Below are 14,377 nucleotides of genomic sequence, written 5' to 3' on the forward strand. Positions count from 1 at the left end.
CACCCGACCCCGCCCACGACATCCCACCCTTCTGAAACCAGCGAGGTCAGCGGAACAGGGTGTACGCGACGACCGAAGGCGAACTGATGCCGAGCCGACCGGTGTCGCCGGTCAGGATCTCCTCGTAAGCGAGAACGGCGCCGTCATCGGGGTCGACGAAGAGCACGTGCCGGCGCTCCAAGCCGGATGCGGTGCTGTCCGTGGCGAACGCCATCGCCTCGCGCCCGGCCCGGTCGGTCATCTCGCCGAGAGAGACGACGCCCTCGTCCTCGGCTAGCAACCGAAGCGCAGCGGCCCGGGTCGGTGGCTCGACGACGCGTTCGCTGTGTACGTCGTTGATTGCGGTGAACAGCGTCGCCGCGGATTCTTCAGGCGGCGTCGTGGAGAGCAACTGCGCCCGAAGCGAATCCGGATCGGTGGGCAGGTCGGCCGGGTAAGCGGTGTCGAGCCGCTCAGCCGGGACGGTCTCGTCGAGCAGAATCGTCCCCGTCGAGTCCGGGTGGCCTTGCGCATCCCAGGCACGCCGGTACTTCTCGTTCGGAAACTGCGGCTCGCCCCGTACCTCCCGGATGCGAACCGTGCCGTCGTCGCGGAAGATCCGGTCCCGCAGGATCGGAGTGACGGCCGTGGACACTTTCTCGCTCGCCCCTTCGCCGTCGACGGAGACACTGAGCCACCAGCTCTCGGTCCGGATCCGGCGAGACGGGTCGTCGGCCTGGTCGTCGGCTGCGGTTCGAGCCAGCTCATGCAAGGTCGGTGCGGCCGGCTCGCCGTCGGCCAACTCCCCGTTCAGCACCGGCGGGGTTGCCGCGTGGGCGATCTCCTCGCCGGTGGTGGCGACGTTGGTGACGATCATGGCGGCAACCACGACCGCGGTCGTCGCAGCCATCGCCAAGCCCTGCCACAGCCGCCGTGGGTGGTGCGGGGTGGGGGCTGGCCGGCTGTCGGTGACGACGTCTTCCAGCAGCTGACGGATCGCCTCGCGCCGGGCGGCCGGTAGGTCGCGCTCGGGCGGCGTGTCAAGGACGATGTCGGCGCCGGTCGGAGTCATGGCATACATGTCCCTTCAGGTGTCCAGCCAGGGTCGGGGTTCAGGCAGGCGAGCCTTGGGCCGGGCTGACTCGGTGAGCCGCCTCATGTGCGCGTGGGCGCGGGCGAGGCGAGAACGAACGGTCCCCACCGGCACGCCCAGGGCTACGGCGGCTTCAGCGTAGCTGCGTCCGCCCCAAACGCACAGCGCAAGGACATCCTGCTCAGCGCGCGGTAAGCGGCGGAAGATCCGCAAGATCTGCTGCATCTGTCGCTCGGAGTCCGAGACTTCACGGGTCGCGTCACCCTCGATGACGGCCGGAGGCAGTTTGGCCAGCAGCCGTCGATGCCGCCGGACAGCTCGCTCGCTGTGCCTGGTGACGTCGGAGGCGACGGCGAGTAGCCACGGCACGATCACCCCGTCTTCGCTGGTGGCCTCCTCGCGACGCCGCCACGCCTCCAGGAACACCACGGACGTCAGATCCTCGGCAGTCGCCCAGCTACCAGTCAGCCGGAAGCAGTAGTTGTACACGGCTTTGGAATGGCGTGTGAACAGCTCGCCGAACGCCGCGGGATCCCCGCGGCGCGCCCGCGACCACAGGTGGTCGTCGGTCGGACCGTCCGCACGAATGCTGATGCTCCCGTCTGTCCGCCTGGCGGCTCAACTCTGTCCGAGCTCGGGCACACCGCAGCGGCCGGCGACCCGATGACGCCGATCTTACGCATCTGCACGGTACGGCAGAAGGCACTGAAGCACCGTATGGTCGAGCGTGATGAACACCCCACTCGACCTCAACCTGCCCGCACCCGAGCTCACGGCTGCGCTGTGTGACATCCCCTCGGTCAGCGGAGACGAAGCCCGCTTGGCCGATGCGATCGAGGCGGCCCTGCGGCGATACGAGCATCTGAGCGTCGATCGGGACGGCGACGCGGTGGTGGCTCGCACGTCGCTCGGCCGCCCGTCGCGGGTCGTCGTCGCCGGACACATCGACACCGTTCCGGTGGCCGGCAACCTGCCGACGCGCCGCGACGGCGGCGTCTTGTGGGGCCGCGGGACAGTCGACATGAAAGGTGGCGTCGCCGTGGCGTTGCGGCTCGCGGCGCACGTCGCGGACCCGGCCAGCGACGTCACCTACGTCTTCTACGACAACGAAGAGGTCGAAGCCGACCGCAACGGCCTCGGCCGGGTCGCAGCGCGCCATCCCGACTGGCTGCGCGGCGACTTCGCAGTGCTCATGGAGCCCACGTCGGCCGTGGTCGAAGGCGGATGCAACGGCACGCTACGGGTGGGCATCACCGTGGCGGGCCGTGCCGCGCACAGCGCGCGGTGGTGGCGCGGCGTCAACGCGATCCACGCCGCGGGCCCGGTACTCGAACGGTTGCGCGAGTACACGCCTGCCGAAGTCGACGTCGACGGCCTGGTTTACCGGGAAGGGCTCAACGCCGTCGGTATCAGCGGCGGAATCCAGGGCAACATCATCCCGGACCGGTGCGTCATCACGGTCAACTACCGATTCGCGCCCAGTGCTGACGAAGACGCGGCGTTCAAGCACGTACGTTCGGTGTTCGACGGCTACGACGTCGAGCTGCTGGACTCCGCGCCAGGTGCGCGCCCAGGCCTGACCCGGCCGATCGCGGCCGAGTTCGTCGCGGCTGTCGGGGGGACGCCGCAGGCGAAGGTCGGCTGGACCGACGTCGCGCGCTTCGACGCCCTGGGGGTGCCGGCGGTGAACTACGGTCCCGGAGATCCTCAACTGGCCCATGCCGACGACGAACAGGTCGACGTCGCCGAGATCGACACCTGCGAGCAGCGCATGCGCGCGTGGCTGGACACCGCCGCTGCGGGCCGGACGGCTAGCCTGGCGCGGTGACTGACTCCCGAAACCCCCGGCCGCGCCGGGGTGCCGAGAAATTCAGCGGACCGGTCGTGCTGCGCGGATCACGCTTCGACACCGCAACCACCGACCAGCATCTGCTGGACACGACTGGCCCGTCGGACTGGGTCCACACCGACCCCTGGCGCGTCATGCGGATCCAGTCCGAGTTCGTCGAAGGTTTCGGGGCTCTCGCGGACGTCGGCCGTGCTGTCAGCGTGTTCGGCTCGGCGCGCATCCGCCCCGACGACCCGTACTACGAACTCGCCGTCGATCTCGGCTCGCGGCTCACCGAAGCCGGGTACGCCGTCATCACCGGCGGGGGTCCCGGCATCATGGAGGCGGCGAACAAGGGCGCCACCGAAGCCGGCGGCGCATCGATCGGACTGGGCATCGAGTTGCCGCTCGAGCAGGGCTTGAACGAGTACGTCGAGCTCGGCGTGAACTTCCGCTACTTCTTCGCCCGCAAGACGATGTTAGTGAAGTACGCGCAGGGCTTCGTGGTCTTCCCGGGCGGATTCGGCACGCTCGACGAACTGTTCGAGGCGCTCACCCTGGTTCAGACCGGGAAGGTCACCGCCTTTCCGATCATCCTGATCGGCACCGAGTTCTGGCGGGGCCTGCTGGACTGGCTCGAAGCCGAGCTGGTGGGAAGGCGCAAGATCTCCGCGACGGACATGGACCTGATCACCCTCACCGACGATCTCGACGACGTCCTCGACGTGCTGGCTGAAGCCGAGAAGTCCCGCCTGGAGCGTGGGTATCACACGGCGTGACGGCGACGGCGAGTGGCGAACAGGGCGAACCGGACCCGCCACCAGCCTTTCGTGCCGGTGCGCTGATGACCGGCGGCGGCCAGGCTCTGGCGGGCCAGAGCCGCACGGGCCGCCTCGGCACGCATGTCGGCCGCTCGTTCCTCGTGCAGGAGCTGGTGGACGAAATCACTGTTCATACCTGGAGTCTCGTCCGTAAGGTGCCCGCTGCGCATGCGGAGATCGCCCTGTCTTCGCAGCTCGTCAGGGCCTTACGGGGCGGGCGAAGCGACTCAGGCAGACTCAGGTGGCCTCAGGCGAGGCCCCGCCGCGGTACGGCGGGCGGCCGGACGCCGCGAATCGAGGCCACCATGTCGAGTACCTGCCGGGTGGCGGCCACATCGTGCGCTCGGAACACTCGGGCTCCGTGCCAGGCGCTGATGGCGGTGGCGGCGAGCGTTCCGGGTAACCGGTCGGCGACGGGCAGGTCCAGCGTCTCGCCGACGAAATCCTTCCGGGACAGGCTCACCAGCACCGGCCAGCCGGTGCGCACCAGCTCGTCCAGGCGACGGGTCAGCTCCAAGGAGTGGTAGGTGTTCTTGCCGAAGTCGTGCGTCGGGTCGATGACGATGCTCTGGGGGTCGACGCCGAGGCCTACGGCGCGCTCGGCCAGGCGACCGGTGCGCTCGATGACGTCGGCGACGACGTCGCGGTAGTGGACTCGGTGCGGCAGCGTGCGCGGAGGAAGGCCGCCGGTGTGGCTGCATACCAGACCGACGCCGTACTCGGCGGCGACGGCGGCGACCTCCGGGTCGGAGCCGGCCCAGGTATCGTTGATCAGCTCGGCGCCGGCTTCACACAGGGCCGCCGCCGTCGCGGCGCGGTACGTGTCGACGCTGACGACCACGTCGGCGTACTTCTCCCGGATCGCTTCGACCAGCCCCGCGGTGCGCTCGATCTCTTCGGCCTCGTCCACGTGCTCGCCCGGCCCGGCGCGCACCCCGCCCACGTCGATGATGTCCGCCCCCTCGGCCACCACCTGCTCCACACGCCGCCACGCCAGGTCGAACGTGAACGTCGCGCCGCGGTCGTAAAACGAGTCCGGTGTCCGGTTGATGATCGCCATGACGGCGAACTCGCCGGGGCGGAAGGTCGAGCGACCCAGTCGAAGTGGGCTCACCGTGCCTCCTTCCAGTCACCACATGGCACGATCTGACCCTATGTTCGTCGTGTTCGTGCTTTCAGCCGCGGTCGTCCTCTTCGCCGTCGTCGCGGTCGCGATGGGACGCGGCGACGTGCTCGGCACCGACGACGCTCGCGCGGCGGCGCCGATGCTTCCCGAGCGCGCGCTCGACTCCGCTGACGTCGACGGGATCAGATTCACCGTAGCCGCCCGCGGCTACCGGATGGACCAGGTCGACGAAGTGCTGGAGCGACTCGCCGCCGAGCTCGACGAACGCGACCGGCGCATCGCCGAGCTCGAGGCCATGGCGATCAACGGGCCACACACCCCGCCAAATGATCATTGACGACGCCGGTGGCCTGCATCGTCGCATAGGCAGTGGTGGGTCCGACGAACACGAAGCCGCACTTCTTCAGCGCCTTGGCCAAGGCCGTGGACTCCGGCGTGAACGCCGGGACATCGGACAAGCAAGCCGGCACCGCGCGGGGCGAGTCCGGCGCGAACGACCAGATCAGCTCATCCAGAGCGCCCTCGCCCCGGGACTCGCGCAACGAGAGTAGGGCCCGGGCGTTGGTCACCGCCGCGGTCACCTTCGCCCGGTTGCGCACGATGCCCGGGTCGCTGAGCAGCCGGGCCACGTCGTCGTCATCGAAGGCGGCCACCACGGCCGGGTCGAAGCCGGCGAACGCTCGCCGGAATTCGTCGCGCTTGCGCAGAATGGTCAGCCAGGACAGTCCCGACTGGAACGCTTCGAGCGTCAGCCGCTCGAAGAGGGCGACATCGCCGCGGACCGGACGGCCCCACTCGTCGTCGTGGTAGGCGATGTAGTCCGGCGTGCTCAACGCCCACGGGCAGCGCGGCTGTCCGTCAGGCCCGGGGGCGGCGTCACCGGCCATGGAACACCGGCTGCTGCTTGGCCAGGAATGCGCGCACCGCGTCGTGGTGGTCGGCAGACTCCCCGGTGCGCTGCATCAACGTCGCTTCGTGCTCGAGTGTGTCGGTGAGGGAGTTCGTGGCGGAAAACTCCAGCGCTCGGCGCAGTGCTGCGTAGGCCAGCGTCGGGCCTGCTGCCAGTTGCCGGGCCAGCTCGAGCGCGCGCGGCACGACGTCGTCGGCGGGTACGACCTCGGTCGCCAGCCCCAGCGCCAGCGCTTCCTGCGCGGGCACGGTCCGGGGGAGGAACAGCAACTCGCGCGCCTTCGCCCAGCCCACCAGCCGCGGCAGCATCCACGACATCCCCGTGTCGCACGACAACCCGATGCCGGCGAAGGCCAGATTGAACCCCGCGGTGTCGGCCACGATGCGCAGGTCACAGCTGAACGTGTACGACGCCCCCGCGCCGGCTGCGACCCCGTTGACCGCGGCGATCACCGGCTTGGGCATCGTGGCCAGCGCCTGCACCGTCGGGTTGTAGTGCTCACGAATGGTGGCGCCCAGCCGTTCGTCGCCGGCTTCGAGCGCCTGGGCGTGTTCCTTGAGATCTTCGCCGACGCTGAACGCGCGGCCGGTGCCGGTGAGCACCACGGCCCGCACCGTGGCGTCGTCGCGCGCGCTGAGGACAGCGTCGCGCAAGGCGACCTTCGTGCTGGTGTCGAGGCTGTTCATGGCTTCCGGGCGGTTCAACGTGATGACGCCGACGGCGTCCTTGACCTCGTAGCGCACCGGCTCGCCGGTCGAATCTTCGCTCACGGCTGGCCCTTCCTGGTCGGCCCGGCCGTGGCCAGGCAGTGGTCGACGAACCGGGCGGCCGCCGGGTGCAGCCGTTCGGCGTGCTCGTCGAAGTAGCGTGCAGCCTCGTCGCCGGGCCAGTCGTCGGGCAGCAGGGTACGCGGTAGACCCGGGTCGGTGAACAGGAACTTGCGCCACTCGTGCACCAGCCGGCTACGTACGGCGAAGGCCTGCTCGTCGCTGGGCGAATCAGGCAGCGACGAGATCAGCGCCCGGGCCTCGGCCAGCCAGCGCAGGTACGACCGGCCGACGGCGTCGAGATCCCACGCGCGGCGCACCAGTTCGGCGTCGTCGCCCTGATGCCTGGCGCTGAAGCGCTCGGCACGCACGTCCTCGGCCTGCAGCAGCCCCTCGAGCTCCGGCGACGGCCGGGCGGCGATCCACGTCCCGTCGCCCACCGGCGCGTAACCCAGGTAGGCCAGGCCGTTGCGGATCCGCTCTCGGGCGGCACGCTGGGCGGATCGCTGCGGGATCACGACGTGCCAGCGCCCGTCCCACTCCTGGCTGTCGGTGCGGTAGATGCGGCTCGCAGCCTCGCTCAGCCGGCGATCGGCGCGCTCGGTCAGCGCGTAGCCGGGCAGGCCGTCGATGCGTACCGGGCACAGCCAGTCCTGGCGGACCATCCGCGACACGGCAGTGCGCACGGCCGGTGCGGCGATCGAGAGCGGCTCGAGCAGCCGGACCAGGGCAGCGATGCGCGCTCGGCCGCCGCGCGAGCGGACGTGGTCGCCGTACAGATCGAACAGGGCAGATCGGGCGTTCACGCCCTCCATCCTGCACGGTCGCACCGTTGGAGCGACGGCGGTATCGGTGCTGAGGCCAACATGCGGGATAATGGACGTCATCGTGATGCACACGCAGTCGCTTCCTGGCCCATCCAGGAGGTTCGTGTGCGCACTGTGATGAAGGAAGGGGTGCGCGGATGGCGGCGATGAAGCCGCGGACTGGCGATGGGCCGCTAGAGGTCACCAAAGAGGGACGTGGCATCGTGATGCGCGTTCCGATCGAGGGTGGCGGCCGCCTGGTCGTCGAACTCACGGCGGACGAGGCCGGCGCGCTCGGCGACGCGTTGAAAGACGTCGTCGGCTGACGTCGAGGTCGTGAGCATCGAGATAGGTGCCCCCGTCCGGTGCCGTGCGGGGCCGGGCGGGGGCTTTACGAGGAGTCCGCGTGCGCGCTGAAAGCACCATCCGGCCCACCGAGGTCGTGGCCGACGCTCGAGCGTTGATGGATGCCGAGGCCGGCGTCCTGGCCGTGCCGTTCTCGCCCGGAGACGACGACGGCGCCCAGGTGCGGCTGGGGGCGGGCGGCGACACCGTGTCCGCGGCGTTGGGCCTGGATCTGGCGGTCGTGCTCGACCGTGAACGAGCCAAGGCCCGCGCCGGCGAGATCGTGTCCGTCCCGGTCTTCGAGGCCGGCCGTGGCGCTGGCAGCCCCGACGGCGAGGTCGACGTCACCAAGGTGCTGCTGGTCGGCCTCGGCGACCGGTCACCGGGGGCGTTCCGCAAAGCCGGCGCAGCCGTGGCCCGGGCGGCCCGGGGCACCGAACGGCTGGCCACCTCGGTGGCCGTCGACGCCGACGACGCGTCGCTGCGAGCCTTCATCGAAGGTGCCGTGCTCGCCACGTACGCACTCGGCGACTATCGCGGCAGCGCCGTGCCCGGCGAGAAGCGGCCGTTGCGCACGCTCGTGCTCACCGGTGCAGGCGACCGGTCCCAGGCCGTCACCGTTGCCGCGACCATCGCGAAGGCCACCTGGACCGCGCGCGACCTGGTGCACACCCCGTCGAACGTGAAAGACCCGGCGTGGCTGGCCGAGCAAGCCCGTGGCATCGGCGACGCTCATCGCCTCGACGTTCGGGTCCGTGACGAGAAGGCGCTGGCCAGCGAGGGTTTCGGTGGAATCGTCGCGGTGGGCGCAGGCTCGCAACGCCCGCCCCGGCTGATCGCGATGCGCTACGAGCCCAAACGTGCCCGCAGCCCGCACGTGGTGCTGGTGGGCAAGGGCATCACCTACGACTCCGGCGGGCTGTCGCTGAAGCCGCGCGAGGCCATGGTGCCGATGAAGACCGACATGTCCGGCGGCGCCGTCGTCATGGGTGTCCTGTCCGCTGTGCGCGAGCTGGGTGTCGGCGTACGGGTGACCGGCCTGGTCGCAGCGGCTGAGAACCTGCCCGGGGCCACCGCGCAACGCCCCGGCGACGTGATCCGCCAGTACGACGGCACCAGTGTCGAGGTGATCAACACCGACGCCGAAGGCCGGTTGGTGCTCGCCGATGCCATGGCGTACGCGGTGGCCGAGCTCGAGCCGACCGTGCTCATCGACGTCGCCACCCTCACCGGCGCGGCGACCATCGGGCTCGGTCGAAGCCACGCCGCCTTGTACAGCACGTCGGACGGTCTGGCCGCCGCCCTCACCGCAGCCGGTGACTCCGCCGGTGAGCGGCTGTGGCGGATGCCGCTGGTCGACGACTACCGGTTCGCGCTGGACTCCGCGATCGCCGACATCGCTCACGTGGAAACCACGAAGGTGGGCGGCGGATCCATCACCGCCGCGCTGTTCCTGCAGCGCTTCGCCCGCGATGTCACGTGGGCGCATCTCGACATCGCCGGTACCGGCCGGGCCGACTCCGCCTCCGGCGAGCTCGTCAAGGGCGGTACCGCGTTCGGCGTGCGGGCGTTGCTCTACTGGCTCGAAGCCGGCGCGCCCCTGGATGAAGGGTGAGTTCCATGTACGGGTTGGCGGTTCGCTGGTCCCTGGCCGACGCCCCCGACGACGTCGACGAGAAGCTGCGCGACTACGTCGAAGGCACGTCGCTGGCGCGGTTCTCGGCGATGGACGGGCTCCGGTTCAAGACGTGGCGGACTCGCCCCGGGGAGTGGTTCGAAGGCACGTACGTCTTCGAGACCGCCGCAGCTCGTGACGAGTTCGCGGCGTCGTTCGCGGAGAAGGCCGCCGAGTCGCCGGGGTCGCAGATCATCGGGTCGGCGCCGGTCCTGCAAGAGTCGTTCGACGTCATCGCCGTGGCCGAAGGCCAGGCTGGATTCGCCGCCGGGCCCGGACCGCGTTCCACCCGGTCATGAGCGCTCCAGTCGCACGATGATCGACTTGGACGCCGGCGTGTTGCTGATCTCGGCCGTGTGATCCAGCGGCACCAGCACGTTGGTCTCGGGGTAGTACGCCGCGGCGCAGCCACGCGCCGTCGGGTAGGCCACCACTCGATAGCCCTCGGCCCGGCGTTCGCCGTCGTGCCACTCGCCGACCACGTCGACCACGGCGCCGTCGTCGATGCCGAGCTCGCGTAGGTCGTCGGGGTTGACGAACACCACCTTGCGTCCCTGCTGGATACCCCGGTACCGGTCGTCGAGCCCGTAGATCGTCGTGTTGAACTGATCGTGCGAGCGGATCGTCTGCAGGATCAGCCGTCCGGGCGGTAACTGCAGGACGCTGAGCTCGTTGACGCTGAACCGAGCCTTGCCGTCGGCGGTCGGGAAGACGCGCGCGTCACGCGGCGGGTGCGGGAGGACGAAGCCGCCGGGCCGGACCACCTTGGCCTCGTAGTCGTCGAAGCCGGGTACGACGCGAGCGATGTGCTGGCGCACCGCGGCGTAGTCGGTCGCGAACCGCTGCCACGGGACCGGATGGTCCGCACCGAGCACCCGGCGAGCCAGGTCGCTGACGATGCTGATCTCGCTGCGCAGTTCCGGCGAGGCCGGTCGGAGAGTCCCGCGCGAGGCGTGCACGACACTCATCGAGTCTTCGACGGTCACGAACTGCTCGCGCCCGCCCTGCACGTCACGCTCGGTTCGCCCGAGGCACGGCAGGATGATCGAGCGGTGACCAGGCAGGGCGTGCGAGCGGTTCAGTTTGGTGGACACGTGCACGGTCAGCGGCACCGAGCGCAGCGCCTGCGCGGTGGCGTCGGAGTCCGGCGTCGCGGCGGCGAAGTTGCCGCCCAGCGCCATGAAAACCCCGACCTTTCCGGCCTGCATCGCCCGGATCGAGTCGACGGTGTCCAGTCCGTGCGCACGCGGTGGAGCGAAGCCGAACTCGGCGTGCAGTGCGTCGAGGAACCCCTCAGGGGGCTTCTCCCAGATACCCATCGTGCGATCGCCCTGGACATTGCTGTGCCCGCGCACCGGGCACGCCCCGGCGCCGGGACGGCCGACGTTTCCGCGCAGCAGCAGGAAGTTGACGATCTCGCGGATCGTGGCGACGGCCTTCGGGTGCTGGGTCAGGCCCATGGCCCAGCACACGACGATGCGCTCGGCCGCGAGCACCTCGTCGACGAAGGCGTGTACGGCCTCGTCCGGCAGCCCTGTCGCCGCACGTACGTCGTCCCAGTTCAGCGCTTCCCAGGCCGCGGCGGCCCGGTCGAAGCCGGAGGTGTGGGCGGCGATGAAGTCGTGGTCGAGGACGTCACCGCTCCGGGCGTCGGCTGCGACCAACTGCTGGTTGACGGCTTGGAAGAAGGCGAGATCACCGCCCAGGCGGATCTGGACGAACACGTCGGAGAGCAACGTGCCGCGGCCCACGACACCACGGACGGTCTGCGGGTTGCGAAACGTCTGCAGCCCGGCCTCGGGTAGCGGATTGATCGCGACGATCCGTGCGCCGCGCCGCTTGGCCTGCTCCAACGCGGTGAGCATGCGCGGATGGTTGGTGCCGGGATTCTGCCCGACGACGACGATGAGGTCGGCGTGGTCGGTGATGTCGGCCAGCGACACGCTGCCCTTGCCGACACCGAGTGTCTCCGACAGCGCCGAGCCCGACGACTCGTGGCACATGTTCGAACAGTCGGGGAGGTTGTTCGTACCGAGTGCCCGGGCGAACAGCTGGTAGCAGAACGCGGCCTCGTTGCTCGCGCGGCCGGAGGTGTAGAAGACCGCGTGGTCGGGATCGTCGAGCGTACGCAGTTCGCCGGCGACGAGGTCGAGCGCGGCGTCCCACGTGACCGGCCGGTAATGGTCGTCGTCGATGTCGCGCAGCATCGGCGTGGTCAGCCGGCCCTGCTGGCCGAGCCAGTGATCGCTGCGGGTGGCCAGTTCGCTGATCGGATGCGCGGCGAAGAAGTCCGGACCCACCCGGCGCACGGTCGACTCCTCGGCCACGGCCTTAGCGCCGTTCTCGCAGAACTCCGCCAGGTGGGGCTTGTCCGGCTCGGGCCAGGCACAGCCGGGACAGTCGAAGCCGGCATGCTGGTTGACCAGTCGCAGCGCGGGCAACCCGCGCCGCAAGCCGGATTGGTCGAGAACGGCCTTGAGGCCGTGCACGACGCCCGGTAGGCCGGCGGCGCTGCGCTCGGGCGGGCCGACGTGCAGACCATCGTCGTGGTCGTCATACCTCGGCGGAGGCTTCGTCATGGGCTGACCGTAGTACGCACGGTCGAAAAATGGGATGCGCACCGCATCGGGCCGTGGTTACCCTCGCGGCACGAGATGCTCGGGCGCATGCCCGGCGGGAGTGAGAGGAGGCGACGACCATGGCTGTCCCGGTGATGTCGCGCGCCTTCGACGGCGCACAGTCCGCCCTCTTCACCTCGCCCGCCGGCTGACCACGTCGCTCGTACCGGTGGGCTCACCTTCAGGAGAACCCACCGATGTACGAATCCGAGGAGTTCGACCTCGACGCGGCCTACGCCGAATACCTGGGGCAGGACGGCCCGCCGCAGGGCGACCGCTGGTCCACGTGGGATCAGTCGACGCCGACCGAACGCGGCCCGCTGCCTCATCCGGACTGGGTCGTCACGGAACTCGCCGCCGTCGACACCGAGCTCGGTGTGCTGAAGACCGGCAAGGAGGCCGACGTCTTCCTCGTCGAGCGCGCCGTGCCCGACACCGAGACCGGCACCCTGATGGCCGCCAAGCGCTACCGTAACGCTCATCACCGGATGTTCCACCGCGACGCCGGTTACCTCGAGGGACGCCAGGACAAGGAATCCCGGGTCAACCGCGCCACCGCGAAGCGCACCGCGTTCGGCAAACAGGTGATCGCGGGGCAGTGGGCTTTCGCCGAGTTCAGCGCCCTGAGCCGGATGTGGGAAGCAGGCGTCGCGGTGCCGTACCCGATCCAGATCGTCGACACCGAGGTGCTCATGGAGTTCATCGGTGATGCCGACGGCACGGCCGGCGACCGGCTGGCGCGCCTACGTCCCGAGCCGGGCGAGCTCGACGATCTGTGGGCTCAGCTGTGCCGCAACCTGTCGCTGATGGCGCGCGAGGGCTTCACCCACGGCGACCTGTCGGCGTTCAACGTCCTGGTCCACGACCAGCGCCTGGTGATCATCGACATCCCGCAGATCGTCGATGTCATCGCCAACCCGCACGGCCCGGATTACCTGGAGCGCGACGTACGCAACGTGGGCGGATGGTTCATCGCCCGGGGGCTCGATCCAGGCCGGGTCGACGACTTGATCGCGGATCTGTTCGTGGATGCTCGGCTGCGCTGAGTTCTCGCGCGCGTCGGCCCGTGGCGTCGTACGGTGGTGTCATGGGGCAGATGACCACCCGGCGACCGGTGCTCCTGCTGCGGTCGGGCCGGGCGGCCAGGCGGCCGGACTCGCTGGCCGTCGAAGAGCCCTTGCTCGTGCGTGTGAACGGTGTCGTGCTCACCAGCACCATGCGCACCCCGGGTCACGACTTCGACTTGGTCGCCGGATGGCTGGTCAGCGAGGGCGCGATCACCCGGGCCGCAGACATCGCCGGCATGAAGGAGTGCGTCGACGAGGACAACACCGTCGACGTCGTCCTCGCGCCGGGGGTGCAGCCACCGCGCTCTCGTGCGTTCGCCACCACGAGCGCGTGCGGCGTGTGCGGTGCCGACCGGGTGAGTGAAGTGCGTGATCAGTTGACGTGGTCGCTGGCGGGCGACGAGTCGCGGATCGACCTGGCCGCGTTGGCCGGCTTGCCCGACGCGATGCGCGCCGAGCAGCGGGTGTTCGACCGGACCGGGGGCCTGCACGCTGCGGCCTTGGTCGACGCGGCCGGCAAGCTGGTCGTGATCCGCGAGGACATCGGCCGGCACAACGCCGTCGACAAGGTCATCGGGGCAGCGCTCATGCAGGGCCAGCTGCCGTTGACGGGCCACGTGCTGCAGGTCAGCGGACGCGCCTCGTTCGAGCTCGTCCAGAAGGCCGCAGCCGCGGCGATTCCGGTGCTCTCGGCGGTGTCGGCGCCCTCGAGCCTGGCCGTCGACCTCGCTGACGACTGCGGGCTGACCCTCGTCGGGTTCGTCCGCAGCGGCGGCATGAACGTCTACACCCATCCGGAGCGAATCCGGCTGGGGACGGACTATCAGTCGCCGGACGGCACCCAATAACGAAGTTTGCCGTTGCGCTCGTCCTCGAAGACGCCGCCGGCGCGCTCGATGACCTTGCGCGAGGCCACGTTGTCGACGTCGCACGTCACCAGCGCGGGATCGATCCCGAGCGCCGCGGCCCACGGGCGGGCCTGCAGCAACATCTGCGACGCGTGACCCTGCCGGCGAGCCGACGGCCGGACGTCGTAGCCGATGTGCCCGCCGTAGTCACGCAGCCACGGGGTGAGCTGGTGGCGGATCGACAATCTGCCCAGGAAGATCTTTCCGTCGACGAACCACAGGTGCGTGGAGGGCACCATGCCCCGCGAGCGGCGGGCTTCGTCACGCTCGTCCTCGATCTGACGCCGGACGTAGAGGGCGAATCCCTCGGGTTCGAGCATGTCGGCCAGTTGCAGGTCGTCGAGCCAGCGAGGTTCGTAGCCGGGCTCGGACACGGCCTCGAGCCACGAATCATGGACGTCCACCGTCGGACGGACGAGTTTGGGCACGACTCA

At 69.9% G+C, this 14,377-nt stretch carries 17 protein-coding genes; 8 read left to right on the plus strand and 9 right to left on the minus strand.

The window, feature by feature from the left end; genetic code table 11:
- Positions 1-46: 46 nt before the first annotated feature.
- A complete protein-coding gene (locus tag M6444_RS20265; RefSeq protein WP_298331562.1) occupies positions 47-1,051 on the minus strand; it encodes a CU044_5270 family protein in 1,005 nt (334 codons plus the stop codon).
- A gap of 15 nt (positions 1,052-1,066) precedes the next feature.
- Positions 1,067-1,666, minus strand: a complete 600-nt coding sequence (locus M6444_RS20270; RefSeq protein ID WP_363326443.1) for a sigma-70 family RNA polymerase sigma factor — start codon at positions 1,664-1,666, stop codon at positions 1,067-1,069.
- Between the two features lie 136 nt (positions 1,667-1,802).
- Here M6444_RS20270 and dapE point away from each other — a divergent pair, with 136 nt between their 5' ends.
- Together dapE and M6444_RS20280 are read left to right on the plus strand one after the other, a co-directional pair.
- Positions 1,803-2,900 carry a succinyl-diaminopimelate desuccinylase gene (gene dapE, locus M6444_RS20275; protein ID WP_298331563.1) on the plus strand — a complete coding sequence of 366 codons (1,098 nt, stop codon included), beginning with the start codon at positions 1,803-1,805 and terminating at the stop codon, positions 2,898-2,900.
- Positions 2,897-3,679, plus strand: coding sequence for a TIGR00730 family Rossman fold protein (locus M6444_RS20280; protein WP_298331565.1), 783 nt, complete (start codon positions 2,897-2,899; stop codon positions 3,677-3,679). Before dapE ends, M6444_RS20280 begins: the two co-directional genes overlap by 4 nt.
- Here the strand turns inward: M6444_RS20280 and M6444_RS20285 are convergent.
- Positions 3,667-3,855 carry an SPOR domain-containing protein gene (locus M6444_RS20285; RefSeq protein WP_298331566.1) on the minus strand — a complete coding sequence of 63 codons (189 nt, stop codon included), beginning with the start codon at positions 3,853-3,855 and terminating at the stop codon, positions 3,667-3,669. The two genes, M6444_RS20280 and M6444_RS20285, sit on opposite strands and share 13 nt — an antisense overlap.
- 113 nt (positions 3,856-3,968) lie before the next feature.
- On the minus strand, positions 3,969-4,781 hold the full coding sequence (gene folP / locus M6444_RS20290) for a dihydropteroate synthase (protein WP_363326444.1): 813 nt from the start codon (positions 4,779-4,781) through the stop codon (positions 3,969-3,971).
- A gap of 94 nt (positions 4,782-4,875) precedes the next feature.
- Between folP and M6444_RS20295 the strand changes: the two genes are divergently transcribed.
- On the plus strand, positions 4,876-5,184 hold the full coding sequence (locus M6444_RS20295; RefSeq protein WP_298331570.1) for a DivIVA domain-containing protein: 309 nt from the start codon (positions 4,876-4,878) through the stop codon (positions 5,182-5,184).
- Here M6444_RS20295 and M6444_RS20300 read toward each other — a convergent pair.
- Genes M6444_RS20300 through M6444_RS20310 form a run of 3 tightly spaced genes read right to left on the minus strand, consistent with a single transcriptional unit; the run spans position 5,150 to position 7,330 of the window.
- Positions 5,150-5,734 (minus strand): DNA-3-methyladenine glycosylase I, encoded by a 585-nt coding sequence (locus M6444_RS20300; RefSeq protein WP_298331571.1) that lies wholly within the window; start codon positions 5,732-5,734, stop codon positions 5,150-5,152. The genes M6444_RS20295 and M6444_RS20300 overlap by 35 nt on opposite strands.
- Positions 5,724-6,527, minus strand: a complete 804-nt coding sequence (locus tag M6444_RS20305) for an enoyl-CoA hydratase-related protein (RefSeq protein ID WP_298331573.1) — start codon at positions 6,525-6,527, stop codon at positions 5,724-5,726. Before M6444_RS20305 ends, M6444_RS20300 begins: the two co-directional genes overlap by 11 nt.
- Entirely contained in the window at positions 6,524-7,330 is an 807-nt protein-coding gene (locus M6444_RS20310) for a PaaX family transcriptional regulator C-terminal domain-containing protein (protein ID WP_298331575.1), read from the minus strand. The genes M6444_RS20305 and M6444_RS20310 overlap by 4 nt, the downstream gene beginning before the upstream one ends.
- 158 nt (positions 7,331-7,488) lie before the next feature.
- Between M6444_RS20310 and M6444_RS20315 the strand changes: the two genes are divergently transcribed.
- From M6444_RS20315 to M6444_RS20325, 3 genes are all read left to right on the plus strand, one after another.
- A complete protein-coding gene (locus M6444_RS20315) occupies positions 7,489-7,656 on the plus strand; it encodes a DUF3117 domain-containing protein (protein WP_069114398.1) in 168 nt (55 codons plus the stop codon).
- A gap of 80 nt (positions 7,657-7,736) precedes the next feature.
- Positions 7,737-9,290 (plus strand): leucyl aminopeptidase, encoded by a 1,554-nt coding sequence (locus M6444_RS20320; RefSeq protein WP_298331588.1) that lies wholly within the window; start codon positions 7,737-7,739, stop codon positions 9,288-9,290.
- Positions 9,291-9,295: 5 nt separating this feature from the next.
- Entirely contained in the window at positions 9,296-9,649 is a 354-nt protein-coding gene (locus M6444_RS20325) for a hypothetical protein (protein ID WP_298331590.1), read from the plus strand.
- On the opposite strand, the gene M6444_RS20330 is transcribed toward M6444_RS20325, so the two are convergent.
- A complete protein-coding gene (locus M6444_RS20330) occupies positions 9,644-11,929 on the minus strand; it encodes an FdhF/YdeP family oxidoreductase (RefSeq protein WP_298331592.1) in 2,286 nt (761 codons plus the stop codon). The genes M6444_RS20325 and M6444_RS20330 overlap by 6 nt on opposite strands.
- A gap of 236 nt (positions 11,930-12,165) precedes the next feature.
- Here M6444_RS20330 and M6444_RS20335 point away from each other — a divergent pair, with 236 nt between their 5' ends.
- Positions 12,166-13,014 (plus strand): RIO1 family regulatory kinase/ATPase, encoded by an 849-nt coding sequence (locus M6444_RS20335; protein ID WP_298331594.1) that lies wholly within the window; start codon positions 12,166-12,168, stop codon positions 13,012-13,014.
- A gap of 41 nt (positions 13,015-13,055) precedes the next feature.
- Positions 13,056-13,883, plus strand: a complete 828-nt coding sequence (fdhD, locus tag M6444_RS20340; protein WP_298331596.1) for a formate dehydrogenase accessory sulfurtransferase FdhD — start codon at positions 13,056-13,058, stop codon at positions 13,881-13,883.
- Here the strand turns inward: fdhD and M6444_RS20345 are convergent.
- On the minus strand, positions 13,859-14,371 hold the full coding sequence (locus M6444_RS20345) for a GNAT family N-acetyltransferase (protein WP_298331598.1): 513 nt from the start codon (positions 14,369-14,371) through the stop codon (positions 13,859-13,861). The two genes, fdhD and M6444_RS20345, sit on opposite strands and share 25 nt — an antisense overlap.
- Between the last annotated feature and the right edge of the window lie 6 nt (positions 14,372-14,377).

Origin of the sequence: Haloactinopolyspora sp. (genome assembly GCF_027324685.1) — a bacterium.
In the GTDB taxonomy this organism is placed as follows: Bacteria; Actinomycetota; Actinomycetes; order Jiangellales; family Jiangellaceae; genus Haloactinopolyspora.

Bases quoted from the DNA above. Each gene is read 5' to 3' on its own strand.
- folP (WP_363326444.1), bottom strand. From the start codon at position 4,781: ATGGCGATCATCAACCGGACACCGGACTCGTTTTACGACCGCGGCGCG.
- M6444_RS20315 (WP_069114398.1), top strand. From the start codon at position 7,489: ATGGCGGCGATGAAGCCGCGGACTGGCGATGGGCCGCTAGAGGTCACC.
- M6444_RS20285 (WP_298331566.1), bottom strand. From the start codon at position 3,855: ATGAACAGTGATTTCGTCCACCAGCTCCTGCACGAGGAACGAGCGGCC.
- M6444_RS20325 (WP_298331590.1), top strand. From the start codon at position 9,296: ATGTACGGGTTGGCGGTTCGCTGGTCCCTGGCCGACGCCCCCGACGAC.
- dapE (WP_298331563.1), top strand. From the start codon at position 1,803: ATGAACACCCCACTCGACCTCAACCTGCCCGCACCCGAGCTCACGGCT.
- M6444_RS20300 (WP_298331571.1), bottom strand. From the start codon at position 5,734: ATGGCCGGTGACGCCGCCCCCGGGCCTGACGGACAGCCGCGCTGCCCG.
- M6444_RS20295 (WP_298331570.1), top strand. From the start codon at position 4,876: ATGTTCGTCGTGTTCGTGCTTTCAGCCGCGGTCGTCCTCTTCGCCGTC.
- fdhD (WP_298331596.1), top strand. From the start codon at position 13,056: ATGGGGCAGATGACCACCCGGCGACCGGTGCTCCTGCTGCGGTCGGGC.
- M6444_RS20330 (WP_298331592.1), bottom strand. From the start codon at position 11,929: ATGACGAAGCCTCCGCCGAGGTATGACGACCACGACGATGGTCTGCAC.
- M6444_RS20335 (WP_298331594.1), top strand. From the start codon at position 12,166: ATGTACGAATCCGAGGAGTTCGACCTCGACGCGGCCTACGCCGAATAC.
- M6444_RS20265 (WP_298331562.1), bottom strand. From the start codon at position 1,051: ATGACTCCGACCGGCGCCGACATCGTCCTTGACACGCCGCCCGAGCGC.